General features: G+C 72.9%; 17 protein-coding genes, 1 tRNA gene and 1 riboswitch. Of the genes, 10 read left to right on the plus strand and 8 right to left on the minus strand.

Going from position 1 to position 25612, the window contains the following annotated elements:
* Positions 1 to 6: 6 nt before the first annotated feature.
* The 4 genes from ACIRD7_RS31230 to ACIRD7_RS31245 all read left to right on the plus strand — a co-directional run bounded on the left by ACIRD7_RS31230 (position 7) and on the right by ACIRD7_RS31245 (position 3955).
* Positions 7 to 1140 (plus strand): dihydrofolate reductase family protein, encoded by a 1134-nt coding sequence (locus tag ACIRD7_RS31230; RefSeq protein WP_403458884.1) that lies wholly within the window; start codon positions 7 to 9, stop codon positions 1138 to 1140.
* Positions 1141 to 1252: 112 nt separating this feature from the next.
* Positions 1253 to 1326: transfer RNA gene (locus ACIRD7_RS31235), tRNA-Met, on the plus strand.
* A gap of 101 nt (positions 1327 to 1427) precedes the next feature.
* Positions 1428 to 2513: a PP2C family protein-serine/threonine phosphatase gene (locus ACIRD7_RS31240; RefSeq protein ID WP_403458828.1), complete on the plus strand. Its 1086-nt coding sequence runs from the start codon at positions 1428 to 1430 to the stop codon at positions 2511 to 2513.
* A gap of 247 nt (positions 2514 to 2760) precedes the next feature.
* Positions 2761 to 2918: riboswitch (cyclic di-AMP (ydaO/yuaA leader) on the plus strand.
* Between the two features lie 11 nt (positions 2919 to 2929).
* Entirely contained in the window at positions 2930 to 3955 is a 1026-nt protein-coding gene (locus ACIRD7_RS31245; protein WP_403458829.1) for a M23 family metallopeptidase, read from the plus strand.
* A 108-nt stretch (positions 3956 to 4063) separates the two neighbouring features.
* On the opposite strand, the gene ACIRD7_RS31250 is transcribed toward ACIRD7_RS31245, so the two are convergent.
* From ACIRD7_RS31250 to lhgO, 4 genes are all read right to left on the minus strand, one after another.
* Positions 4064 to 5383 carry a PrsW family intramembrane metalloprotease gene (locus ACIRD7_RS31250; RefSeq protein WP_403458831.1) on the minus strand — a complete coding sequence of 440 codons (1320 nt, stop codon included), beginning with the start codon at positions 5381 to 5383 and terminating at the stop codon, positions 4064 to 4066.
* A gap of 149 nt (positions 5384 to 5532) precedes the next feature.
* Positions 5533 to 6387, minus strand: coding sequence for a tRNA (guanosine(46)-N7)-methyltransferase TrmB (gene trmB / locus ACIRD7_RS31255; RefSeq protein WP_403458833.1), 855 nt, complete (start codon positions 6385 to 6387; stop codon positions 5533 to 5535).
* 86 nt (positions 6388 to 6473) lie between these two features.
* Positions 6474 to 6641 carry a hypothetical protein gene (locus ACIRD7_RS31260; RefSeq protein ID WP_403458834.1) on the minus strand — a complete coding sequence of 56 codons (168 nt, stop codon included), beginning with the start codon at positions 6639 to 6641 and terminating at the stop codon, positions 6474 to 6476.
* A gap of 13 nt (positions 6642 to 6654) precedes the next feature.
* Positions 6655 to 7863, minus strand: a complete 1209-nt coding sequence (lhgO, locus tag ACIRD7_RS31265) for an L-2-hydroxyglutarate oxidase (RefSeq protein ID WP_403458835.1) — start codon at positions 7861 to 7863, stop codon at positions 6655 to 6657.
* Positions 7864 to 8093: 230 nt separating this feature from the next.
* Here lhgO and ACIRD7_RS31270 point away from each other — a divergent pair, with 230 nt between their 5' ends.
* Entirely contained in the window at positions 8094 to 8603 is a 510-nt protein-coding gene (locus tag ACIRD7_RS31270) for a hypothetical protein (protein WP_403458837.1), read from the plus strand.
* Here the strand turns inward: ACIRD7_RS31270 and ACIRD7_RS31275 are convergent.
* A complete protein-coding gene (locus ACIRD7_RS31275; RefSeq protein WP_403458838.1) occupies positions 8587 to 10011 on the minus strand; it encodes an MFS transporter in 1425 nt (474 codons plus the stop codon). The genes ACIRD7_RS31270 and ACIRD7_RS31275 overlap by 17 nt on opposite strands.
* Before the next feature lie 691 nt (positions 10012 to 10702).
* Between ACIRD7_RS31275 and ACIRD7_RS31280 the strand changes: the two genes are divergently transcribed.
* Both ACIRD7_RS31280 and ACIRD7_RS31285 read left to right on the plus strand, forming a co-directional pair.
* The gene (locus ACIRD7_RS31280) at positions 10703 to 12790 is read left to right on the plus strand and encodes an asparagine synthase-related protein (RefSeq protein WP_403458839.1); all 2088 of its coding nucleotides are present in this window, start codon (positions 10703 to 10705) and stop codon (positions 12788 to 12790) included.
* Positions 12791 to 13304: 514 nt separating this feature from the next.
* Positions 13305 to 16655: an AfsR/SARP family transcriptional regulator gene (locus ACIRD7_RS31285; protein ID WP_403458840.1), complete on the plus strand. Its 3351-nt coding sequence runs from the start codon at positions 13305 to 13307 to the stop codon at positions 16653 to 16655.
* Positions 16656 to 16666: 11 nt separating this feature from the next.
* On the opposite strand, the gene ACIRD7_RS31290 is transcribed toward ACIRD7_RS31285, so the two are convergent.
* Both ACIRD7_RS31290 and ACIRD7_RS31295 read right to left on the minus strand, forming a co-directional pair.
* Positions 16667 to 18598, minus strand: a complete 1932-nt coding sequence (locus tag ACIRD7_RS31290) for a sigma-70 family RNA polymerase sigma factor (RefSeq protein ID WP_403458842.1) — start codon at positions 18596 to 18598, stop codon at positions 16667 to 16669.
* 241 nt (positions 18599 to 18839) lie between these two features.
* Positions 18840 to 19613 (minus strand): TetR/AcrR family transcriptional regulator, encoded by a 774-nt coding sequence (locus ACIRD7_RS31295; protein ID WP_403458843.1) that lies wholly within the window; start codon positions 19611 to 19613, stop codon positions 18840 to 18842.
* A 385-nt stretch (positions 19614 to 19998) separates the two neighbouring features.
* Here ACIRD7_RS31295 and ACIRD7_RS31300 point away from each other — a divergent pair, with 385 nt between their 5' ends.
* Positions 19999 to 21378, plus strand: a complete 1380-nt coding sequence (locus tag ACIRD7_RS31300) for an NAD(P)/FAD-dependent oxidoreductase (protein ID WP_403458844.1) — start codon at positions 19999 to 20001, stop codon at positions 21376 to 21378.
* A 247-nt stretch (positions 21379 to 21625) separates the two neighbouring features.
* Entirely contained in the window at positions 21626 to 23296 is a 1671-nt protein-coding gene (locus ACIRD7_RS31305; protein WP_403458846.1) for a SpoIIE family protein phosphatase, read from the plus strand.
* An 18-nt stretch (positions 23297 to 23314) separates the two neighbouring features.
* On the opposite strand, the gene ACIRD7_RS31310 is transcribed toward ACIRD7_RS31305, so the two are convergent.
* Positions 23315 to 24583 (minus strand): MFS transporter, encoded by a 1269-nt coding sequence (locus tag ACIRD7_RS31310; protein ID WP_403458887.1) that lies wholly within the window; start codon positions 24581 to 24583, stop codon positions 23315 to 23317.
* Positions 24584 to 24717: 134 nt separating this feature from the next.
* Between ACIRD7_RS31310 and ACIRD7_RS31315 the strand changes: the two genes are divergently transcribed.
* Positions 24718 to 25266, plus strand: a complete 549-nt coding sequence (locus tag ACIRD7_RS31315) for a MarR family winged helix-turn-helix transcriptional regulator (RefSeq protein WP_403458847.1) — start codon at positions 24718 to 24720, stop codon at positions 25264 to 25266.
* The last annotated feature ends 346 nt before the right edge of the window (positions 25267 to 25612 follow it).

A 25612-nucleotide genomic window follows, 5' to 3' on the forward strand; every position in this document is an offset into this window, starting at 1 on the left:
GCGCCCATGCCGTCGTACCCCTACGTCCTGCTGTCGGCCGCCGTCTCCCTGGACGGCTACCTCGACGACACGACCCTTGAGCGGCTGCTGCTGTCCAGCGTCGCCGACTTCGACCGGGTCGACGAGGTCCGGGCGTCCGTGGACGCGATCCTGATCGGCGCCGGCACGATCCGGGCGGACAACCCCCGGCTCCTGGTGAACTCGGCCGAGCGGCGGGCCGCGCGGGTGGCGCGGGGCAAGTCGGAGTACCCCTTGAAGGTCACGGTCAGCGCGTCGGGCGAGCTGGACCCGGCGGCGAACTTCTGGCACACCGGCGGCGACAAGATCGTCTATACGACGGAGAAGGGCGCGGAGCGGCTGCGGCGGGAGCCGGTCGCCGCGGACGTCGTCGCGCTGGGCGAGGAACTGGACTGGCGGGGGCTGCTGGCACACCTGCGGGAGGTGCGCGGTGTCGAGCGGCTGATGGTCGAGGGCGGCGGCACGGTCCACACCCAGTTGCTCCAGCAGGGGCTGGCGGACGAGCTGCAGCTGGTGCTCGCGCCGCTGTTCGTCGGGGACTCGGGGGCGCCGCGGCTGTTCGGGCCGGGCGCCTACCAGGGCGGGCGGCTGCGGCTGCTGGAGACACGGCGGATCGAGGACGTCGTGCTGATGCGCTACGAGCCGACGGCACCCGGGGCCGGCGCCCTCCCCGCCGCCGCGGACCGGCACTGGCTGGCGCTGGCCTGCGAGCTGGCGGCGCAGTGCCCGCCGTCCGCGACGGCGTTCAGCGTCGGGGCCGTGGTCGTGGCCGCCGACGGGACCGAGCTGGCGCGCGGGTACTCCCGGGAGGGCGACGATCCGGTGGTGCACGCGGAGGAGGCGGCGCTGGCGAAGATCGCGCCGGGGGACCCGAGGCTGGCGTCCGCCACCGTGTACTCCAGCCTGGAGCCCTGCACCCGGCGCTCGTCGCGTCCCGTGCCCTGCGCACGGCTGATCCTGGAGGCCGGGGTGCGCCGCGTGGTGACGGCCTGGCGGGAGCCGGACACGTTCGTGACGGGGGCCGACGGCAGCGGGATGCTGGCGGCGCACGGGGTGGAGGTCCTGGTCCTGCCGGAGTACGAACAGCGGGCCAAGGCGCCCAACGCCCACCTGTCGTCCTGACCCGCCGGGTGTGACGCGGCCCGCACAACCGACCGAAAAACCCTGGTCAGAGCCGCCCGCCGGAAACGCGTGTGCTTCGGGTCCTGCGGATGGCGTACTATGGATTCACCGACGCGGGGTGGAGCAGCTCGGTAGCTCGCTGGGCTCATAACCCAGAGGTCGCAGGTTCAAATCCTGTCCCCGCTACTGAAGGCTCAGGGCCGGAACTTCTCAGTTCCGGCCCTGAGTGTTTCCCCGGTCGGCCCCCAGCACTCGCTGCCCGCCCCCTGATCGGCAACCCTGATCAGGTGGAGCAGCGGCGGATCTCATACGCGCGCCGGTTCGTCCGGTTGCTCCCCGCCCTGCTGATCGCGGCAGGTGCCGCGTTCGACCACGTCACCCCCACCGGCTTCACCGGCGCGCCCTTCTTCACGGCGGCTCCGCTGGTAGCCGCTCCCCTCTACTCGCTGCGCGGCACGGTGCTCACCGGTGCCGTCGCCCTCGCCGTACTGCTCGTGCTGCGGGTCCTGAGCGGCGGCCTGACCCGGGCGGAGATCCTCACCGAGCTGGCCACGGTCCTGGTGGTCTCCGTCCTCGCCGTCCTCATCAACGTCCTCGTCCGCCGCAGCGACCAGCGCCTCGCCTCCGCTCGCGAGATCGCCGAGGCCGCCCAGCGCGCCGTGCTGCCGGAACCCGGCGAACGCATCGGCGGGTTCCGGATCGCGGCGCGCTACGAGGCCGCGCAGACCGGCGCCTCCATCGGCGGCGACCTGTACGCCGTGCAGGACAGCCCGCACGGCGTCCGGCTGATCGTGGGCGACGTGCGAGGCAAGGGGATGGGGGCGGTCGGGGCCGTCGCCGTGGTCCTCGGGGCCTTCCGGGAGGCCGCCGAGCAGGAGACCACCCTGGAGGCGGTCGCGCAGCGACTGGAGAGGGCACTGGAGCGGGAGCGCAGGCGGCGCGACGGGGCCTCGGTCCGCGAGGGGTTCACCACCGTCGTACTCGCCGAACTGCCGCACAGCGACGGCGTCGTGCGGCTGGTGAACCGTGGGCATCCCTCCCCGCTGCTGCTGTACGCCGACGGCTCCGTGCGCTCCCTGCCCGCCACCGAACCGGCGCTGCCGCTCGGCATGCGCGAGCTCGGCGCCTGGCCCGACCGGGCCGACGAGGCCGACTTCCCGAGCGGGGCCACACTGCTGCTGTACACGGACGGACTGTCCGAGGCGCGGGACGACAGCGGGCGGTTCTACGACCCCGAAGCGGGGCTCGCCGGGCGGGCCAACGCCCTGCGCGAGCCGGCCGCGTTGCTCGGCGTGCTCGCGGCGGAGGTGCGCCGGCACTCCGGCGGCGGGATGGCGGACGACATGGCGCTCATGGCCGTTCGGCGGCCGTGACCCCCGTTTCTTGATCCTTCTCACCAAGGGTGATCGGATGAGCGCCCTCCGCATAACAACTGACATACCGTCAATACCTGTGGGACTCCTGAGCCTTGGCCAACTCGCCCGATTTAGGCAGCTGATGACCCGTAAGTCCAGGCGAAAATCGTTAATGATCAAGCGGAACAGCTTGGAATCCACACCCCGGGTCTATTAACGTTCGATAACGCAGCGCGGTCGTCCCAGCCGTCACAAGAGGCGGCTCCGTGCTCATGCGCCGAGTCCCGCAAGGGAGCCGGGGAACCACCACCCTGGGGTGAATCGCACGGATTCCGCCGTGGAAGCACGGTTGGTATACGCGCGTAGGAGACCTTCCTGCTCCGAACCCGTCAGCTAACCCGGTAGGCGAGAAGGAAGGAAAGGAGTACGCCCACGTGGCGTCAAACCGGCCTGCTCCGCAAGCCCCGTTCGTGCCGAGTCGGCGCAGTACGGAAACCTTCGGCTACGACAGCTACCGCACCGACGAGGGCCCGTTCGAGGAGTGGAATCCCACCGCGGAGTCCATCCGTCCCGTTCGTGGCAGGCACCGTGTCTCCAAGCAGCGCGGCGGGGGACTCGCCCGCAGCTCCACGGTTCTCGGCGTAGGCGTCATAGCCGCCGTCGGCGCGGGCGGTATGGCCAGCGCGAACAGCGGCAAGCCGCCGGTCGCCATCACCATGCCCGACCTGCCGCTGATCTCCGACGACTCCGCCGAGCCCGCCGAGGACACGGCCACCGCGCTCAGCACGATGGGCGAGACCACCGAGCAGACCGCGCAGGGCGCCTCGGACGCCGGTGAGGCGCTGCGCAGCCGGATCATCGCGCAGGCCGAGCTCCAGCAGGACCAGATCGACACCAAGGCCGCCGAGGCCGCCGTCGCCGCCGCCGAGAAGGAGGCCGCCGCCGCGGTCGCCAAGGCGGAGCAGGAGGCCAAGGAGAAGGCCGCCGCCGCGAAGGCCGCCGCCGAGGAGGAGGCCCGCAAGAAGGCCGAGGCCGAGCGCCTCGCCGAGCTGGCCAAGCAGTTCACGCTGCCGACCTCCTCGTACACCATCACCTCGACCTTCGGTCAGGCCGGCGCCTACTGGTCCTCCGGCTACCACACCGGCCTCGACTTCGCCGCTCCCACCGGGACGCTGATCAAGGCGATCCACTCCGGCACCATCACCTTCGCCGGCTGGGACGGGTCGTACGGCTACAAGACGGTCCTCACCCTCGACGACGGCACCGAGCTCTGGTTCGCTCACCAGTCCTCGATCAGCGTCAGCGTGGGCCAGAAGGTCAACACGGGCGACGTCATCGGCCGCGTCGGCGCCACCGGCAACGTCACCGGCGCCCACCTGCACCTCGAGGTGCACCCCGACGGCGCCGCGAGCGGCATCGACCCGATGGCGTGGCTGCAGAGCAAGGGCCTCACCGTCTGAGGAACCCCACGGGCTCACGGCCCCAGGGCTCCTGAGCATCACCCGACTCCGATCCACCGGCGGTCCCGGCGGCGTCCCCCCGACGCCAGGACTGCCGGTTTTCGGCGTTCAGGGCGAGCGGTAGGGGTTGTACGCCGGGTAGGGCGCCGCCGGCCCGTAACCCTGACCGTACGGCTGCCAGTGGGCGGGCGCCCCGTACCCGTACGCCGGCCAGGCCTGAGCCGACAGCGCGTGCTGCAGCGCCGGCCGGGCGAACTCCCGCCGGGCCCACAGCGCGTGCAGCAACTCCTGCTCCCGTACGACGTAGTCCGCGCCGGCCCGCCCGCGGCGCCCCCGGTGCCGCAGGAACGCCAGCGACGTGGCGTAGGCCTCGTACTGCGCCACCGACCGTGCCGCCGCCCGGCCCCCGTGCCGGCGCGCGTACTGCCGGGCCACCCGCCGGTCCCGCATCGAACCCAGCACGTACGGCTCGCCCGGGGACAGCCACCCGGCGGCCACGTAGGCGGGCAGTTCCTCGCGCACGGTTCTCAGCTCGCGCTGCCGGGTCCAGATCACCAGCCAGGTCAGCAGCCCGAACGCGGGCACCATGAGTGTCGCGTACACGGCGAAGAAGCCGTACTCGCCGAAGGTCGAGGAGCCGTTCCACAGGGCGTGCATGCCCATGGCGAGCAGCAGCCCGAGCAGCGGGAGCAGGACGCGGCGCACGTGCTGGCGCTCGCCCGACAGCGCGGCGATGCCGAAGCCGATGCCGGTCAGGACCGTGAAGAGGGGGTGTGCGAAGGGCGACATGATGACGCGGACGAAGAAGGTCGCCGCCGTGACGGAGGCGATGCCGCGGTCGCCGGTGAGCTGGTCGGTACCGAAGGCGGTGCCGAGGTAGAGGATGTTCTCGGTGAAGGCGAAACCGGTGGCGGTGACGCCGGCTATCACCACGCCGTCGACGATCCCGGTGAAGTCCCGGCGGCGGAAGAGGAAGACGAGCAGTACGGCCGCCGCCTTCGCCAGCTCCTCCACGACGGGCGCTATGACGGTCGCGCCGAGGGTGTCCGCGTGCGACGGGTCGGCCGTCGCGGTCGCTATCCATCTGGTCGCGAAACTGTTGGCGACGATGGCTATGAGCGCCGCCGCGCACGCGCCCCAGGCGAAGGAGAACAGCAGATTGCGCCACGGGCCCGGCTCGACCCGGTCCAGCCAGCGGAAGGCGGCGACGAGGAGCGGCACGGGCAGCACCGCCAGTCCGAGCCCGACGAGGAACCCTTCGGTGCCGGTCTGTTCGCGCACCAGGGCGAGGATGACCAGCCCGGAGAGCGCGAGCAGGGTGCTGAGCGCGCCGTAACGCACCCAGCGTTTCTGCCACCAGTGCGCGTGCCGCAGTGCGCCGCCGGTGGGACCGGTGGGGTGCGTCGGGTACGGGGGACAGGTGGCCACGGCATTGACCCTAACGAGGCAGGGGCGCCGCCCGCAGCAGCGCGAGTGGGGCTCGGGCGCCGGTGGGGGGTTGCTGTCGGTGCTGCTGTCGATGATCTGGTCGGTGCTGTGCGCGTCGATGTCGTTCGGTGCTGGTGTTCCCGCTGCTCCTACCGCTGTACGCGGCGGAAGAGCAGGTCGTTCACCACATGACCCTTGTCCAGTCCCTGGCCCTCGAAACGGGTCAGCGGCCGGAACTCCGGACGGGGCGCGAAACCGCCGTCGGGCCGGGTGTTCTCGAAGTCGGGATGCGCGCTCAGCACTTCGAGCATCTGTTCGGCGTACGGCTCCCAGTCGGTGGCGCAGTGCACCAGGGCGCCGGGCTTGAGCCGGGTCGCGGCGAGGGAGAGGAACTCGGGCTGGATGAGCCGCCGCTTGTGGTGGCGCTTCTTGGGCCAGGGGTCGGGGAAGTAGACCCGCAGCCCGTCGAGCGAGTCCGGCGTGAGCATCTCGCGCAGCAGGATGATCGCGTCGCCGTTGCCCACCCGGATGTTGCCCAGTCCGTTGCGGTCGGCGAGGGCCAGCAGGTTTCCCTGCCCCGGGGTGTGGACGTCGATGGCGAGGATGTTGGTTTCGGGGTCGGCGGCGGCCATCTGCGCGGTCGCCTCGCCCATGCCGAAGCCGATCTCCAGGAAGACCGGGTTGTCGTTGCCGAACAGCTCACCGAGATCGACGACCTGCTGCCCGTCGATGTCGAGCCCCCACTTGGGCCACAGCCGCTGCAAGGCGTCCGCCTGTCCCGCGGTCACCCTGCTCCGCCGCGGCTGGAAACTCCTGATCCGCCGCTCGAAGTGCGACCCGGCCGGATCGGCCTTGGGGCCGTCCGGGAACCGCGGCTCCCCCTTGGCCCGGGTGTGCCGGACGGAGACACCGGGGACATGACGGGGGTGCTCACCCTCGGCCACGGGCTGACCTGGGGTGGTGCCGGGGCGGGGGGCTTCGGGGGCGTTGAGGGAGTCAGACACAGTGCGTCGATTTTACGTGCTCCCGCAGCCGGCCCAGAGGCCTCCGGCCGGGCTCGCCGACACCACGCATCGCCGCTCACAACCGCTCAGGCGGACTCCAGCACCGCCAGCGCCCGACGGGCGACCTCCCGCCCGATCGGCAGTGACATCAGGAAGTCGTCCACCAGCGACCCGTCCCGCAGCACCCCCTGCGCCCGCAGCCCCGCAGCCGGCCCAGGGGGCCGCCGGCCGGGCTCGCCGACACCACGCACCACTGCTCACGACTGCTCAGGCGGACTCCAGCACCGCCAGCGCCCGACGGGCGACCTCCCGCCCGATCGGCAGTGACGCCGTGGCCGCGGGGCTCGGGGCGTTGAGCACGTGGACCGCCCGCGGGCCTTCCCGGATCAGGAAGTCGTCCACCAGCGCCCCGTCCCGCAGCACCGCCTGCGCCCGCACTCCCGCCGCCGCGGGCACCAGGTCGTCGGACGTCACCGCGGGCAGCAGCCTGCGCACCGCCACCGTGAACGCCCCCTTGGACACCGACCGCAGCAGCTCCCCCGTGCCGTACCGCCAGTGCCGCCGTGCCATGCGCCAGGTCCCGGGCCACGTCACCGTCGTGCCGACCTCCCGCGGCCGTACGACGCCCCATCCGTAGCCCTCCCGGGCCAGCGCCGGGACCGCGTTCGGCCCGATGTGCACGCCTCCGTCGATCCCGCGCGTGAGGTGCACGCCGAGGAACGGGAACGCCGGGTCAGGCACCGGATACACCAGCCCTCGCACCAGCTCGGGCCGAGCCAGCGAGTAGTACTCCCCGCGGAACGGCACGATCCGCACCTGCGGCTCGTCCCCGGTCATCCGGGCCACCTCGTCGCAGTACAGCCCGGCGCAGTTGACCAGCACCCGACCCCGTACGACGTCCCCGCGCGTCGTCCGGACGGCGACCCCGAGCTCCGCCCGGCGGTCCACGCGCTCGACCCGCGCGCCGTACCGGATCTCCGCCCCCGACGCCTCGGCCAGCTGCCGGGCCACGCCCACGAAGTCGCACACGCCCGTCGTCCCGACGTGTATCGCGGCCAGTCCGCGCACCTCCGGCTCGTACTCCGCGATCTGCGCGGTGCGCAGCTCGCGGACCGGAATGCCGTTCTCCCGGCCGCGCTGGACCAGGGCGTGCAGGCGGGGCAGCTCCTCGCGCTCGGTCGCGACGATCAGCTTGCCGGTGACGGCGTGCGCGATGCCGTACTCCGCGCAGAACTTGACCATCTCGGCGGCGCCCCGCACCGCGTAGCGCGCCTTCAGGGATCCCGGGCGGTAGTAGATCCCGCTGTGGATGACCCCGCTGTTGCGTCCCGTCTGGTGGCGGGCGGGGCCCGGTTCCTTCTCCAGCACGGTCACCCGCGTGCCCGGCGCGGCACGCGTGATCGCATACGCCGTGGCCAGCCCGACGATCCCACCGCCGATGACCAGCACGTCACAGTCGTAAGCGAGCGTCCGCACCTGCCCCACCTCCCGGTTTCGATAATGCACTGCGCCACTGACAACGCGCTCAAACCCCCGGATCCCCGAGTCCCGGCGGACGTGCGCCGGCCGTGCCCCCGCGGACCGGCGATTCCGAGGGGGAACCTTGGGCAAGGGCGGGAGATCCGGCCGCGTCCGCCGTGACGCGGCCACGGGGAGTTCACGCGCCGCTCCGACGATGCGGCCGATCATCCCGGTCTGCCGCATCGGTGCGACCCAGCGGCACCGAACAGGAACGGCACCCCCCGAGACGTGTCACCCCGGCGCCGGCCCTCGGCCTCGCCGCCCTTCTGGCCGCGGCCCCTGCCGGCGCCAGTACCGGCGGCCGCTACAGCTACGGCACCAAGGCGACGTACGCCCCCGGCCAGAACCCCCGCTCCCACCAGCGGCCCCCGGCCGGCTTCACGCCGGTGTTCACCGAGAACGTCTCCCGGCACGGCTCCCGCGCCGCGACCGACGGCGAGGACGCCGACCTGGTCCTGGCGCTGTGGAAGAAGGCCGGGGCGGCGGGGCGGCCGAGGGCCCGGGGCAAACAGGTCGGGCCCAGGGTGCAGGCGCTGCGGAGCGCCATGAGGTCCGTGGGAAACGGCGACCTCAGCGGGCGCGGCAAGCGTCGTAACCACCCGCTCCGGGCAGGACGGGGGCGACGGCGGCTCGGGGACGCCGAGCCGCCGAGCACTCCACGCGCGCGTGCGGGCGCGCTCAGGCCGGCGCCATGAGCAGCGGCCGTGCCCGCTCCCGCAGTTCGACGACCCGCGGCTCGTCGCCGTACGGCTCCAGGCGGTGCAGCAGGTCCTTCACGTACTCGGTGGTGCGCGCGGACGATATCCGCCCCGCGACCTCCACCGCCCGTACGCCCTGCTCGCATGCCGCGTCGAGGTTGCCCGACTCCAGCTCGGCGACCGCCGAGACGACGAGCCGCAGCCCGTGCGAGCGCACGAACTCCTCCGTCGGCTTCGACAGCGCCTGTTCGGTGAACCGCCGTACCTGACGCGGTGCCTTGAGGTCCCGGTAGCACTCGGCGGCGTCCGCGGCGAAGCGGTCGTAGGAGTAGAAGCCGAGCCAGGACGGGTCGTTGTCGCCCTCCCGGGACCGCTCCAGCCAGCCCTCCGCCGCCTTCAGCGCCGCACCGGCCGCCTGCGCGTCACCCGCGCGTGCGTGCGCGCGTGCCTCGACCAGGCGGAAGAAGCTCATGGTGCGGGCCGTGGCCAGGCCGCGGTTGCGCTCCAGCGCGGCCTGGGCGAGGTCGACGCCCTCGTCGCCGAAGCCCCGGTAGGTCGCCTGGAGGGACATCGACGCCAGCACGTACCCGCCCAGGGGTACGTCGGCCGCCGCGCGGGCGAGCCGGAGCGCCTGGATGTAGTACCGCTGCGCGGCCTCCTGCTGCCCGGTGTCGAAGGCCATCCACCCGGCGAGCCGGGTGAGTTCGGCGCTCGCCCCGAACAGGGCGCGGCCGACCTCGTCGGAGTACGAGCCGAGCAGCAGTGGCGCCGCCTCCACTCGCAGGCACTCGGGCACCATGGACGAACGCCAGTCGCCGCCTCCGTACTTGGAGTCCCAGCGCCTGGCGTCGTCGGCGGCCTCCCGCAGCTTCTGCACATCGCTGTGGCCGACTTTGAGCGGTGCGCCGGAGCCTTCGGACGGGCTCACCTCGCGCGCGACCGAACTGTCGGCCGGGGTTATCAGCCACCGTGAGGCGGGCGTTGCGTATGCGCTCACCGCGAACGAACCGGCCAGCGACTGCCAGATGCCACCGGTGCCGGTACGCCGGCCGGCGAGGTCGAGACGGTACAGCTCCGTCGCCGACTTCACCGCCTGTCCGACGTCCCGGGGGAAGGCGAGGCCCACTTCGGGTGCGGGGTCCGCGTCCGCCAGGCCGATCTCGTGGAGCGGCACCGGGCGGCCCAGCTTCTGGCTGATCGCGGCGGCGATGAGGTGCGGCGCGGCGCCCTGCGGCACCATGCCCTTCGACACCCAGCGCGCCACCGACGTCTTGTCGTAGCGAAGAGTCAGGCCCCGCTGAGCGCCAAGGTCGTTGACGCGTCGAGCGAGTCCTGCGTTGCTGATTCCCGCGAGGGCGAGAACGGCGCCGAGCTTTTCGTTCGGCCCGCGTTGCTCCCTGGACATGCGCCACCCCTCGACACAGACGGCTGCCGCGCTGGCATAACCACGCGGCATTCGTAAACCCAGCGTAGTTCGCCGCATCCCAAGCGTTAAGGGGCATTCTTCCGGATGGCGGGATTGTGGTCCGTACTCAAGTGCGCACCCCCTACGCACAGTTGTGTCGTGCTCCCGCTGTGTGGCTGTGCGCCCGTCCGTGCGCTCTTCTCCAGCCACCGGGGGAGCGGTTCCATGGCTTCTGCGTGGGTCGGCCCGCTGTACTGGATCCAGTGGGCTGGGGGATTCCGCCGCCTACATCCCCGCGGGCGGCGGAACGGTCCGGGGGGCGCACTCCGTTCCCCGGACTGCGCACGCGGCGAGCACGGCGAGTAGTGCGGAGGGCTTGTACGGAGCGTGCGTGAGCCTGTCCCTACGACGCCGATTTGGCCGAAAACCGACCCCGCCCCTCGCGGGTGATTGCCGCTCTCACCATGGGACTTGAGGGCGCGAAGGGCGTTTTTGGGGAGCGTATCGGGGGCGCATTCGCGCCTCAGGTGCTGGCCGAACCCTTGCTGCGCGCACGGGGATCCCGCCGCCCTGCCCGCCCCCTCACCTGATCCCGAGCGGCTCCGTCGCCGCTCCGGCACGCCTCCTTCATGGCAGCATGGTGAACCGGTTCGTACGGTGCACTGGTTGTCCACAGCCTGTGGAGGCGTCCATGCGGTGGTTGGTGGGATGGAGCAGCACCACCGCGGTGGCCGCAGGGATCGGCTCCGCGGGGGCGACCGGAAGCGACGGCGAGACCGTGCATCCGGTGGGCTCACAACTCCTGTGGGGCGACCCCGATCCGCTGTGGGCCGTCGGCGACTGGCGCCCCGACGAGGTGCGCGTGGTGAAGGCCGACGCGCAGAACCGGATCGCGGTCCTCGGCACCTGCGGGGCCAGCGACGAACAACTGCGCCTCGGTCTGTTCGCCGCGCGCGGAGGGGCACTTCGGCATCTGACGGCCTGGTCCGGCAGCTACACCGCCGTCGTCCAGGTCGGCCGCAGGATCACCGTCTGCGGCGATCTGGCGGGCGCGCGGCCGGTGTTCTACACCCCGTGGGCGGGCGGCACGGCGTACGCGACCGCCGCGCTGCCGCTCGCCGACCTCATCGAGGCCAACCTCGACTTCGGCCACCTCGCCGCGCTGCTCGCCGCCCCCGACGTGCCGGCGGCCCTGCACGACTCCACCCCGTACGACGGCGTACGGCGCATTCCGCCGGGGCATGCGCTCATCCTGCGTGCCGGGGCGCGCGAGATCGCCGGGTACGAGCCGGTCGCCTCCCTCGCCGTCGCGGCGCCCTCGGCCGACCCGGACAGCGCGGTGGACGCCGTACGTGACGCCCTGGTCGAAGCGGTACGCGCGCGCCTGTCCGCGCCCCGCCACGTTCCCGACATCGACCCCGGTCCGGTGCCGGGGATGGGCCCGGCCGAGCGGCGTGCCGCGCGCGGGATGCCGGTTCCGGGCATCGGCGCAGACCTCTCCGGGGGCCCCGCGTCGGCCACCCTGGCGCTCCTCGCCGCCGGCCTTCCCGGCATGCCGGGCACGGTACTGGGCCACGGCACGGGCGCGGGGGAGCGGCTGCTCGCGGTGACCTTCAACGACCTGGCGGTCGGCGGCCGCGAGGCCGAGCTGGAGCGGGCGGGCGCCCTGGCGGCCAACCCGCGGCTGCATCACGTGGTGGTGGCCGGCGGCGAGGAGACACTGCCGTACGCCGAACTCGACGGCCCGCTGACGGACGAGCCCGGCGCGAGCCTGGTCATGGCCGCGAGGCACCGCGCCCGCCTGGCCTCCGGCAGCGCGGACCACTTCACCGGCTACGGCGCCCGCCAGGTCCTGGACGCGCACCCGGCCCGCCTCGCGGACCTCCTGATGGACCGCAAACGCCGCCACCTGGTCCGCCCGGTCGCGGCCCTGGCCAAGGCCGACGGCTCGGTGCTGGTCCCCGCGCGCGTGTACGGCGCGGCACGCAAGCTGGCCCGCACGCCGTACCGCGCGGGCGTGGAGACCCTGGCCGCCCGGCTGATGGACCGCCGCTTCGACGAACCCGGAGGAGCCGTAGGGGCCTCTCTCGCGGCGCTCACCTGGGCCAGACCGGGCCCGGCGGCGCGCTGGCTGACCGGCGAGGCGCTGGCTGAAGTATCGGTTCGCCTGCAGACGGCGACGACCCGTAACGGCGTCGGCCCCGGCCAGCGCCCCGGCGACCACCGCGCGCGTGCGGCCCTCGCCCGGTACGCCGCCGACATCCGGATCCTGGAGCAGGCCGCCGAGATCCGCTCCCAGCGCCTGCACACCCCCTTCCTCGACAACCAGGTCGTCCGCGCCTGCCGCGCCCTCCCCGAAGCCCTGCGCGTCCAGCCCGGCGCCCGCGCCGCGATCCTCCGTACGGTCCTGGAGGGCGCCGGGGTGGCCGACCTCCCGCCCGGCTGGGGCGCCCCGTCCCACGCACCGGCGGCGGTGGCGGCCCGCACGGGCCTCCGGGTCGCCACGGACTCCCTCATGTCCCTCTTCGGCACCCCTCTCCTGGCCCAGGCGGGCCTGGTGGAGGCCCGAGTGGTCCGCAAGGCCCTGCGCGCGGCCTCCGAGGGCGAACCCCTCCCCCTGGACGGCCTGGCCGACCTGGTCTCCCTGGAACTCTGGCTGGTCCGCCTCCTGTCCCGCCGAGGCACCTGCTGGACAGGCACCCCGGCCCGCCAGCGAGCGGTACCGGCGGGGATCCGGCCGCAGAGGGGGGCGTTGGGGGCGGGGGTTCGGCAGCCGTGAGGGTCCCTGGCCCCCAGCCACCCGCAGGTGGTGGCAACCCTTGCGGACGGCATTTCTCAACGCCGTCCCGCCTCTTCAGCCCGTCCGGCGTTTGAGGACGAGGCCACGCCATCCCCCCCCCCCCCCCCCCCCCCCGGGGGGGGGGGCCCCCCCCCCCCCCCCCCCCGCCCGGGGTTTTGGGCGGGGGCCCCCCCCAGCCCCCACCCACCCGCAGGTGGGCGCTGCCGCACCCACCCCTCAGCCCGTCCGGCGTTTGAGGACGAGGCCCCTTCAGGGCCGACGGGGGTCCAGGGGGCGGAGCCCCTCGGCGGGGTGGAAGGGGCGGAGCCCCTTCAGGATGGGACGGGTAGGGGCGGCGGGGGCGAGAACCCTCCCGGCCCGCACCCGAACGATCACCGCACGAGAACGATCACCGCACGAGAACGACAACCCCAAGCCACCGAACACAACCCCCGGCACCCGCAACGCCGACAAAACCCGTGCCCCCACCACCCACCCCCGCGACAATGACCCGGTGCGGTACAGAATCCTGGGCGTCACCCAGGCACAGGACGACCAGGGCACCGTCATCCCCCTCGGCGGCCCCCGCCTCCGCGCCCTCCTCACAGCCCTGGCCCTACGCCCCGGCCACCTCACCACCCCAGACACCCTCATCGACAAGATCTGGACCGACGCCCCACCCCAGGACGCCCCCGCCGCCCTCCAGGCCCTGATAGCCCGCCTCCGCCGCACCCTCGGCAAGGACACGATCACCTCCGCCCCCGGCGGCTACGCGCTCGCGGCGACAAAGGACGACGTAGACCTCTTCGTCTTCGAACGCCTCGTACACGAGGGCACCACCGCCCTCCACCACGACGACCCGGCCACTGCGGCCCGCACCCTCACCACCGCCCTCGCCCTGTGGCACGGCCCGGCCCTGGCCGACCTCCCCGACCGCACGGCCGCCGCCACCCGCCCGGAGGCCCTGCGCCTGGAGGCGACCCGATCCCGCATCGAGGCGGACCTACGACTCGGCCACGCCCACAGCGCCGTGCCCGAACTGCGGGAACTGACCACCGCACACCCGTACGACGAACCGCTGCACGCCCTCCTCATCCGCGCCCTGCGCGACACGTCCCGCCCCGCAGACGCCCTCGCCGCGTACGAGACCGCCCGCCAAGCCCTCGCGGACGGCCTCGGCGCAGACCCCGGCCCGGAACTACGCACCCTGCACGCCGAACTCCTGACCCCGCCGACCACACCCCGGCCCCACCACCCCCACCCCCACCGACAGCCCCACACCCCGCACCCCCCCGAACGGAACGGCAACCTCCGTCCCCGCCTTACTTCGTTCGTGGGCCGGGAACTCGAACTCGACGCCATCCGTTCCGAATTGCACAGGGCCCGACTGGTCACACTCACCGGACCGGGCGGCTCTGGAAAGACCCGCCTCGCCGAGGAAGCCGCCGCCGGCCTCCCCCAGGCATGGCTCGTCGAGCTCGCCCCGCTCGACCGGCCGGAGGCGGTGCCGGACGCGGTGGTCAGCGTGCTCGGTCTCCGCGAGACCGTGCTCCTGACCAACGACCTGGCGGCCCCGCAGGACGACCCGCTCGCCCTGCTGATCGAGTACTGCGCCCCGCGCAGCAAGCTCCTGATCCTTGACAACTGCGAACATGTCATCGGCGCCGCCGCCACCCTCGCCGAGACCCTCCTCACCCACTGCCCGGGCCTCACGATCCTCGCCACCAGCCGTGAACCCCTGGGCGTCCCCGGCGAGTCGGTGCGCCCGGTCGAGCCCCTGCTCCCCGACCAGGCGCACCGCCTCTTCGTGGACCGCGCGGCGGCCGTCAGCCCGGACGCCGCCGCCGCGCTGCGCGACGGCCGCGACCAGGAGGCGGTCGTGGAGATCTGCCGCCGCCTCGACGGACTGCCCCTGGCCATCGAGCTGGCGGCGGCCCGGCTCCGGCTGCTCACCCCCCGTCAGATCGCCGACCGCCTGGACGACCGCTTCCGCCTCCTCACCTCGGGAAGCCGTACGGTCCTGCCCCGCCAGCAGACCCTGCGCGCCGTCGTCGACTGGTCCTGGGACCTGCTCGACGAGCCGGAGCGGACGGTCCTGCGCGAGGCGTCGGTCTTCGCGGGCGGCTGGGACCTCGCGGCGGCCGAGGCCGTGTGCACCGGACCGGTCGCGGACCTGCTGGGCGCACTCGTCGACAAGTCCCTGATCGTGGCCACGCCGTACGACCGGGAAGGCTCCGACGGCATGCGGTACCGCATGCTGGAGACCATCCACGAGTACGCCGTGGAGCGCGCCGCCGAACTCCCCGAGCTGCGGCTCGCGGCCGAGCGCCGGCACCGCGCGTGGGTGCGCGCGCTCGTCGAGGAGGCCGACCCGCTGCTGCGTTCCGCCGGCCAGCTCCCCTGGATCGCCCGCCTGGAGACCGAGCTGGACAACATCCGCGCGGCCCTCGACCGAGCCCTGACGGCCCGCGAAGAACCGGACGCCACGGCCATCGCCCTGGCCATGTGCTGGTTCTGGTGGCTGCGCAACTACCGCGTCGAGGGCGCGGCGTGGGTCGACAGGATCCTGCGCCTGTGCGCCGCCCTGGACGCGGACGCGGCTCCGGCTCCGCAGCTGTCCGCTCCAGCACCCCTCACCCCCGCGGGCCCGGTGGACACGGACCCGGTGGACGCCTTCCTCACCGCCCAGGACGGACCGGCCCACCCACGGCACGCGGCGCGGATGAACCTGCGCGTGCTGCACCTGTTCCTCTCCATCGAGTTCGAGACGGTGGAGCACTGGCAGGACGAGCGGCTGAGGAGGTACATCGACGGCGTGCGGGCCCACTTCGCGCGCGGCGGCCCGGAAGCGGCCCGTCTCCCCGGCCTGGTCTGGCCGTTGACCCACTACATCCTCCAGGACGCGGCCAACACCGGCCCGGTCATGGACGCCGCGCTGGCCAACTGCCGTGCGCACGGGGGTGACTGGGAGGTCGGCTGCATCCTGATGTTCCGCACCCACATGATCGTCGACTCGCCGGGCCCGGTGAGCGTCGACGACGACCTCGACGAGCTGCGCACCCTCAGCCGCCGGGTCGGCGACCGCTGGATGCGGGCACAGGTGAGCAGCGCGGCCGGTGAGACGGCCATGTCGCGCGGCCGGTTCGAGGAGGCCAAGGGCGAGTACGAGGAGGCGCTGCGCCTCGCCCACGAGGTGGGCGCGTACACCGAGACGCCCTTCCTCATCGCCCGGCTCGCCGAGATCGCCTACCGTTCGGGCGACCGCGAAGGCGCCCTGGCCGCGCTGGACGAGGCGGGCGCCGCGGCAGACCGGTACGGCGTGGCGGACTCCCGGGCGTTCGTCCTGCTGATGAGGGCCCAACTGGCGCTGGACGACAAGGACACCGCACGCGCGCGTGAGCTCTGGGAGGCGGCATGCGCGGAGACCGAGCGCGCCACACCGCCGCCCCAGTTCATCGTGATGCTGAACACCGTCGAGTCCATGGTCGTGACGGCCGAAGCGGGCCCGGAGCGCGGACTTCCCCTGCTCGCCGACACCCTGCGCCTGGCCGTGGAGAACCGGACCGCCGACGTCGTCACGGCGACCCTCGCCGACGTGGCGGCGGATCTGCTGACCCGGCTCGGCGACCCCGCCCGCGCGGTCCGTCTGCTCGCCGCCTCGGAGCACTGGCGCCGCGGCCGTCCGCGCCGGCTGCCGGAGCGCGCACAGGCCGATCGGGCCGAGGCCGACGCCCGTATCGCCCTGGGCACCGAGCGCTTCACGGCCGAGCACGCTCGAGGCGCCGCCCTCACCCATGACGAGGTCCTGAATGACCTCGCGGAAGCCGTCGGCGCCCTCCAGCATCGCGCTGAACGCACGCGGTAACCCGAGCTCGCCTAGCGGCAGCTGAACTTCGACTCCGCCCAGTCCGCCAGCATCAGGTTGTTCAGGGTGCCGTGCGGCTCGACCACCAGCCGGACGGTCTCGCGCCCGGTGAGGTCCACATTCACGGGCACCGCCGAGTCCCCGGCCTCGACGACGGCGGACCGCCACAGCCGGACGCCGTCGGCGTAGACCGAGAAGGAGAACCGGCCGAGCCCCAGGGTCGAGTCGTCGACGCCGACGAGCGCCCGGTAGGCGGAGCACTCGCGGTTGAGGTCGATGGTGACGGAGGACCGGCCGTGCACGGTGACGCCGTGCGCGTACCGCTGCCCGGCGATCGACACGTCGTAGCGCTGCCACACCCAGCTGCTCTCGCCGAGCCGCATCTCGGGCTCGGTGCCGTCGCCGGTGAGGTCGTACGACAGGTCGCTCCACTGGTAGTCGGCCGGGGCGGGCGGCGGTGTCGGTGTCGGCGTGGGTGTGGGGGGCGGCGTCGGTGTCGGGGTGGGCGTGGGGGTCGGCGTCGGCTTCGGGGAAGACGTAGGCGTCGGGGCGGGCGTGCGCGTGGGGGTGGGTGAAGGCGTCGGTGTCGGGGTCCGCTCGGGCTCCACGGCCGGGGCGATCGCCGGTGGCCGCGGGGTCGGCTCCCGCTTCGGCGGCTCGGGGGTCGGCGTCTCCTCGACGATGGGGGAGGGGACGGGGGGCTGCTTGGCGTCGGTGTGCTCGGCCGGCTTGTCGTTGCCGGCCAGCGCGAGCACGATCGCCGCCGCGACGCCCACGGCGACCACACCGGCCGCGACACCCGCCTTCAGCGGCGCGCCCAGCCCCTCGGAGGCCGCGGCACCGCTCCCGGCGCCCGCCCCGCCGGACGAACCGCCACTCGCGGCCCCGGCCCCGCTCGACGAACCGCCGCTCGCCGCGGCGGCCGCTCCGGCCGCACCGGCCGCGCCCGCGGCCCCGGCGCTTCCGGCGATGAGCCCGGCCGCCTTGGCGTACCCGGCGGCGCCGAACCAGCCGATGACCGCGACCGGCACGACGGCGGGGATACCGCCGGCGACTTCCTTGATCTGGCCGGCGGCGAGCCGGCACTTGGCGCACTCCTCCAGGTGCTTGCGCAGGCCCCGTTCGGCGCGGGTGCGCAGGCTGCCGCGGGCGTAGGCGCCGAGCCGGTCGGCGTAGCGGGCGCACTCCTCGTCGCCGGCCAGGCTGGCGCTGACATGGGCTTGGAGGTAGGCCTGCTTGAGGCCCTCACGGGCGCGGCTGGCCAGCACGCGCGTGCCGTTGGCGTCGAGCCCGAAGAGCGTGGCGACCTCGCTGGGCGACTCGTCCTCGACCTCGGTGTGCCACAGCACGGCCTGCCAGCGCTCGGGCAGCGACCGGAAGGCCCGCATGGCCATGGACTGCTCGGCCTCGTGCATCGCCCGTACGTCGGCGCCGAGGTCGAGGGTGTCGTCGTCGGACACCTCGGCCACCCGCGCGGACTGCGCGGCGAACAGCGCGAAGTCGTCGACCAGTTGCTCGCGCCGGGCAGACCTCGTCCAGTCGGCGGCGGCCCGGCGGACGGAGGTGAGCAGATAGGCGCGCACGGCGTGCTCGGGGCCGGAACCGCCGCGTACCGCCTGGAGCATGCGGGCGAAGACCTCGGCGGTGAGGTCGTCCGCGGTGTGGATGTCACGGCAACAGGTGCGCGCGTACCGGCGGACCGCCTCGGCGTGACGCCGGTACAGCTCCTCGTAGGCGCCGTCGTCGCCGGAGCGCATCCGGCCGATCAGGTCGACGTCCGAGGGCGGGAGTTCGCGCGGGGGCGGCAGCACGCCGTCCTCGCGCCGGTCGCGCTGTGCCGGGACGCCGCCCGATGGCAGGTCGGCGCGCCCGCCCTGACTCGGCACCTGCGGAGTCGGCGAGTCGCCGTCACCGCGTGACTCGTCCCACCCGTCAACGCTCATCGCGGAAAGCCCCCGCCGCCGGCTCCACCAGTCATGGACACCGGGTCAGGGTGCCACATTGGCTTTTGGCCAGGACCCGCTCGTACGGACATCCACTCGTCCGTGGGGACTTCCCGCGACCCGGTACTGGCCCCCGCCCGCACGGGGAAGGCTCAAACGGCCCTCTTCGGGCGGGAGTTCAGCACCGGGTCCGGCATGCCGGACAAGTTTCGCGAGGACGGGTGAGGCGAGGACTGCCGGATCAGGCCTGGGGCCGCGACCGCAACCCCTCCAGCAGGATGTCCAGCAGTCGCGCCGAGGCCGCCGCCTGCTGCGCCGCGTCCGGCAGCGAGGGCGCCGCCGTCGCGATCACCAGCAGCACGTCCGACACCGAGACGTCGGCCCGCAGCTCACCCGCCGCGCGCGCCCGCTCCACGAGCTGGCCCACGACGTCGAGCAGCGCCGCCGCCCCCGCGTCGTCCACCGGGTCGGCCGCCTGCGGGTGCTCGGGCACCAGCCGCAGCTCACCGGCGCCCGGCTGCATCCGCTGCTGCGGCACCCGCGCCTCGTCGAGCCCGGTGCCGTCCTCGGCGACCCCGACCCGCAGCACCTGCGGCGGCAGCAGCCGGCCCGCGCCCGAGGCCACCGACGTGCGCAGGAAGCGCGACAGCGCCGACCACGGCTCGTCCTCCTGGCCGAGCGCGGCACGCGCCTGGTCGGTCAGCCTGGACGTCTCCTCCTCGGCTATCCGCCGCACCAGGACGTCCTTGCTCGGGAAGCGCCGGTACACCGTGCCGACACCGACCCGCGCGCGCCGGGCCACGTCCTCCATCGGCGCGCCGTATCCCAGCTCGCCGAAGACCTCGCGCGCCGCACGCAGTACGTGCTCCAGATTGCGCTGTGCGTCCACGCGCAGCGGCGCCGTACGCGAGCTGCTCCCGCGTCCGTTGCTCGCGGCCGCGCTCATCGTGCCGCCCACCGCGCCGCCCGGTGCGATGGCGGCCGCGGAAGTCCAACGAGAATCCTGAACATGCATAAGCGATCCCCCGGTAATGACGTCTCCCCCCGGAGACACTCCCCGTCATTGCAAAGCCGGAGCGTCGCGGAACAAGCCCGGACCACGAGTCCGTTCTGCGTGACTCGCGGACCCGAAGAGCGCATCCCCCTACACCCCGTCGACACACGAACATAGTTGAGCGGGAGTCAATTCAGAAGGGGCAGGTTCCGCACGGAGCGCCCCTCGATCGGAGCACGGGTCGTTTACGTCCGGATTGCGCCACCCGTGTTCCCCCGGCGCACACCCTCTGACCTGCGGCGTTTCCCCGCACTCCGGCAATTCGGCCAAATCGCGGCTCCGGCGGCGTCCGGTCACACAAATTGTCGAGCCTGTGGACAAACGCAAGCGTCGGGTGCGTCATGGGATGGTGAAGGAACGTGCGCGCATTCTCGTTGTCGGCGGCGGCTACGTCGGGATGTACACGGCCCTGCGTCTGCAGCGGAGGCTCAAACCGGAACTCGAACGGGGCGAGGCCGAGATCACCGTCGTCACCCCCGACCCGTACATGACGTATCAGCCGTTTCTCCCGGAAGCGGCGGCCGGCTCCATCTCCCCGCGCCATGTGGTCGTACCGCTGCGCCGCGTCCTGCCCCGGTGCAGGGTCATCATCGGCGAGGCCGCCGCCATCGACCACACGGCACGCACCGCGACCCTCACCACTCTCGCCACGGAGGAGGAGGGCACGGGCACCGAGAAGCTGTCGTACGACGAACTCGTCCTCGCCCCCGGCTCCGTCTCGCGCACCCTCCCCGTCCCCGGCCTCGCTGAGCACGGCATCGGGTTCAAGACCGTCGAGGAGGCCATCGGGCTGCGCAACCACGTCATCGAGCAGATGGACATCGCCTCCTCCACCCGCGACCCGGCGATCCGCGACGCGGCCCTCACCTTCGTCTTCGTGGGTGGCGGCTACGCGGGCGTGGAGGCGCTCGGCGAACTCGAGGACATGGCCCGCTACGCCACGCGCTACTACCACAACGTCAGTCCCGAGGACATGAAGTGGATCCTCGTCGAGGCCTCGGACCGCATCCTGCCCGAGGTCGGCGAGGACATGGGCCGCTACACCGTCACCGAGCTGCGCCGCCGCAACATCGACGTACGCCTGCACACCCGCCTGGAGTCCTGCGCGGACCGCGTCGCCGTCCTCGACGACGGCGCCCGCTTCCCGACCCGTACGGTCGTGTGGACGGCCGGCGTCAAGCCGCACCCGATCCTCGCCGCGACCGACCTCCCGCTCAACGCGCGCGGCAGGCTGAGGTGCACCCCGGAGCTGACGGTCGACGGCGCCACGCACGCGTGGGCGGCGGGAGACGCCGCGGCCGTCCCCGACGTCACCGCCGCCGAGCCCGGCACGGAGTGCGCCCCCAACGCCCAGCACGCCCTGCGCCAGGCCAAGGTCCTCGGCGACAACATCGTCCACGCCCTGCGCGGCGAACCCCTGGAGACGTACGCCCACAAGTACGCGGGCTCGGTCGCCTCGCTCGGCTTCCACAAGGGCGTCGCCCAGGTCTACGGACGCAGGCTGAAGGGCTACCCTGCCTGGTTCATGCACCGCGTCTACCACCTCAGCAGGGTGCCGACCTTCAACCGCAAGGCCCGCGTCCTGGCGGAATGGACCCTGTCGGGGCTGTTCAAGAGGGAGGTCGTCTCCCTCGGTTCGCTCGAACATCCCCGTGCGGAGTTCGAACTCGCGGCCGGTGGAAAGCATCACCTCAACCCGGGAGACGACACGAAGGGGTCGTCCTGACCGGACCCAGGAACTCCACCGACGGGGCAGGCGTCAGACGGGTGTCGGCCAGGTCGGCCGCACTGCCAGACTGATCCCGAACCGCTCCCGAACCAGGACGACCCTTGGACGACCCTGGACGGGCACCCGCCCGCCCTTCCACCCACGACGCTCTCCCCACGGTGCCGCAACCCCGGGGTGCCGCCGCCCCTCGGACCCCCGGCCGGGTCCGGAGCCGGCCGAAGACGACGACACGAGGCAAGGATTCGTGAACTTCACGCGCTGGAGCGCCCGGCTCCCCGGAACACAGCGTCGCGCCGCAGCGCGGACCGAGACCGCGGCGGCGGCCGCCCAGGACCGCCGGGGCGAGAGCGCGAGCTCCGTCCCCGCGGCCCGCGTCGAACAACTCACCGACGAGACGGGCCCGATCCCGGCCGTGGACGAACTGCCGGTCCGTGAGGTCCTCGACCGCGTCCCGGCCCTGGTCGCCCTCGTCCACGGCACCGACCACCGCCTCGCGTACGTCAACGACGCCTATACGACCGCCTTCGGTGCCCGTCCGCCGGGCGAACCCGCCCGCGAGGCCCTGCCCGAACTGGCCGAGCTGGGCCTGTTCCCCCTCCTCGACCAGGTCCTGCGCAGCGGCAAGCCCCGCACCCTGAAGTCCCGCAAGGCCCCCGACGGCCGCTCGTACACCTTCACCTGCACGCCCGTCACCGACGGCGAGGGCGGCGGTGGCAGCGGTGTTCTGGTCTTCGCCACCGACGTCACCGACCACGCGGAAGCCGCCGAACGCCTGCGCGCCAGCGAGCGCCGTCAACGCGAAACGGCCGTCACCCTCCAGCGCTCCCTCCTCCCCCAGGAGCTCGAACAGCCGGACGACCTGCGCATCGCCGCCACCTACCACCCCGGCGGCACCGAGGCCGCGGTCGGCGGCGACTGGTACGACGTGATCACCCTGGGCGGCGGCCGCACCGCCCTGGTCATCGGCGACGTCATGGGCCGAGGGGTCCGGGCGGCCGCGGTGATGGGCCAGCTCCGTACGGCGGTGAGGGCCTACGCCCGGCTGGACCTCCCCCCGCACGAGGTGCTGCAGCTGCTGGACGGCCTGGCCACGGAGATCGACGCCAACCAGATCGCCACCTGCGTCTACGCCATCCACGACCCGAACGAGGGCCGGCTGGTGTACGCCTCCGCCGGCCACCTCCCGATCCTGGTCCGCGACGAGCACGGCGAGGTCCACCGCGCCGACGAACCCACCGGCCCTCCGCTGGGCACCGGCGGCTGGATGCACGCGTCCGGTTCGATCGCCCTGGCCCCCGGCTCCACGGCGGTCCTCTACACCGACGGCCTGGTCGAACGCCGGGACGAGGACCTGGACGAGGGCATCGCCTCACTCGAACGCGCCCTGGCCGGCGCGACCGGCACGCCCCAGGTCGTGTGCGACCGACTGGTCCGCAGCGCGGGCGTCACCGCGGATCACGACGACGACGTGGCGGTCCTGGTCCTCCAGCACCCCGCCCGCACCGGACCCGACGGAGACCTCTTCCGCAACGCGGCCCTGGAACTGCTGGGTGGCGTGGAAGCGGCCCCTCGCGCGCGTGCCTTCGCCTCCGGAGTCCTGACCAGCTGGCGCTTCCCGCCCGACCTGCACGATCTGGGCGTCCTGGCCACCAGCGAACTGGTGGCCAACTCCCTCCAGCACGGCACCCCGCCCATGCGGCTGCGCCTGCGCCGCACCGACCGCCGCCTGATCATCGAGGTCACGGACGGCGACGACCACCTCCCGCGCCGCCGCCGCGCGGAACCGGCCGACGAATCGGGCCGGGGCATCGCCATCGTCGCCACGATCGCCTCCGGCTGGGGCTCCCGACGGACACCGGGCGGCGGAAAAGCGGTGTGGTGCGAGTTCGTCCTCCCGAAGGGAGCGGGCCACTAGCGCGCGGGGCGGGGAGACTCAGGCGAGGGCCTGCGACTCCCCGACCGGCGAGGCCGTTCCCTGCGCCACGACCCGGCTCTTGCCCAGCCACGGCCGGTCCTGCACCGCACTGAGCTGCCGCCCGAGCCGCAGCGCGAGATACGTGATCCCCAGCGAGAACAGCAGGAACGTCACGACATACGGCCCGTGCAACGACGCCCCCATGGGCCCGCCCACAGCCGGCCCGACCGCCAGCGCCAACTGCTTCACCAGGGCGAACGCGGAGTTGTACTGCCCGGCCAGCCCACTCGGCGCCAGGTCGGCCACCAGCGGGGCCACGGTCGGCGACAGCATCGCCTCACCCAGCCCGAACAGCGCGTACGTGGAGACGAAGGCAGCCGTGGCCATCTCCTGACTCCCGTGCCCGAGCCCGGCGTACCCCGCCGCGACCCAGGCCACGGCCCAGATCAACCCGACGGCCGCGATCACCCGGGACCGCCTCCGCCGCTCCACGAACTTCAGCACGGCGAACTGCGCCACCACGATCATCGCCGTGTTCGCCGCCATCGCCGTCCCCAGCGCCGACGTGGAGACCCCGGCCGCCTCGACGCCGTACGCACTCAGCCCCGACTCGAACTGCCCGTAGCAGGCGAAGAACAGGACGAAGCCCAACACGCACAGCTGCACCATCGCCCGGTTCTGGAGCAGCTGCTTCCAGCTCCCCTTCTCCGACAGCGCCTCCGGCGCCCCGTCCACCCGCGGCGCACGCGGCATCCGCACCGTCGACATCACCACGACGAGCAGCAGGAACATCGCCGCCTCGATCGCGAACAGCAGGGTGAAGGAGGAGACGCTCGTCGTGTCGACGAGGTGCCCGCCGATGAGTCCGCCGACCCCGAGCCCGAGGTTCTGCAGAAAGAACTGCATCGCGAACGCCCGCGACCGGGTCTCCGAGGTGGAGCAGTCCACGATCATGGTCGCCAGCGCCGGCTGCATCACGGCCTGCCCGGCCCCGAGCGCGGCCGCCGACAGCAGTACGGTCGCCGCACTTCCCGCCAGCCCCAGGCTCAGCGCCCCGAGGGCGGCGGTGACCAAGGCGGCGAGCAGCACCGGAAGCGGGCCGCGCCGGACGATCGCCCGCCCGGCGAACGGAAGCACGACCAGCGCGGCCACGGCGAAGACGGCGAGGACGAGCCCCGCCGTCAAGGAACCCAGTCCCCGTACCTGCGCCACATAGACGTACAGGTAGGGGACCGTGAAACCGAGCCCGAACGCGCTGAGTGCATTGCCCACGTGGATCCGGCGCATCGCTGCGCCCATCGCCCTGGTCACGTTCACCTCTCCTCGTATAAAGGCCTGAAGACTTCAAAGCTAAAGTTCGAAGCTAAAGAGTACACATAGAAGGACTTCAACGCCAAGCAGGCCCGTGCCATACTCGGCTCATGGGTGACACCCCCGACATCGGCGAACCGACACTCGAAGAGCAGATCGCCGCCTACCAGCGCGAGTTCCAGGACCTCGACCCCCAGGTCGAGCAGATCGTCTCGGCGCTGTCCCGCCTGAACCGGCGCATGAACGTCGCCTACGGCCGCCAGACCTCCGCTCTCGGCATCAGCAACGCCGAGTGGGAGGTCCTCAAGGCCCTCGTCCTTTCCGGTGCCCCCTATCGCCTGGGCCCCAGCGACCTGGCCAAGCGCCTCGGCCTCACCCCGGCCGCCATGACTCACCGCATCGACCGCATGGTCGCCGAGGGGCTGGTCACCCGGGAGCGCGACGAGTCCAACCGCGTCCGCGTCATCGTGGAGCTGACGGTGGAGGGGCGCGAGAAGTGGCTGGAGGCGATGCGATCCGCGTCGGTCTTCGAGGAGGACCTGCTCCAGGACCTCTCCCCGCAGGAGCGCACCACCCTCGGCGACGTCCTCACCCGCCTGCTCCGCAGGGTGGAGCACGCCCAGCCGGACGCCGGCGGACGCCTCATCGACCTTGACTGACACGGGTCCTGACGCCGAGACAAAAGATCTTGACAAGGGCTTCTTGACAGCCCTCTGCCCGATCCGTAAAGTTCTTCGGGTTGCCGCCGAGCCGTAACGGTTCTGCGACAGCACCTCCCGCCGCGTGAGCGGCACACAAACCACCAGCACGATCTCCCAGCCGGGTTGATTTCGGCGTGCCCGAATTCAATTCGAATTGGGGCTCGGCGGCCCGATTGGGAATCGCCGAGAGGATCCGCTAAGGTTTGAGACGTCGGAACGGCCCAACGGCCGGGAAGACAAGCCCCGCTGACTGGGGATCAGGCCCGAAAGGATCTGCTAAAGTCGGAACCGCCGGAAAGGGAAA

Origin of the sequence: Streptomyces sp. NPDC093568, assembly GCF_044764945.1 — a bacterium.
Classification (GTDB): Bacteria; Actinomycetota; Actinomycetes; order Streptomycetales; family Streptomycetaceae; genus Streptomyces.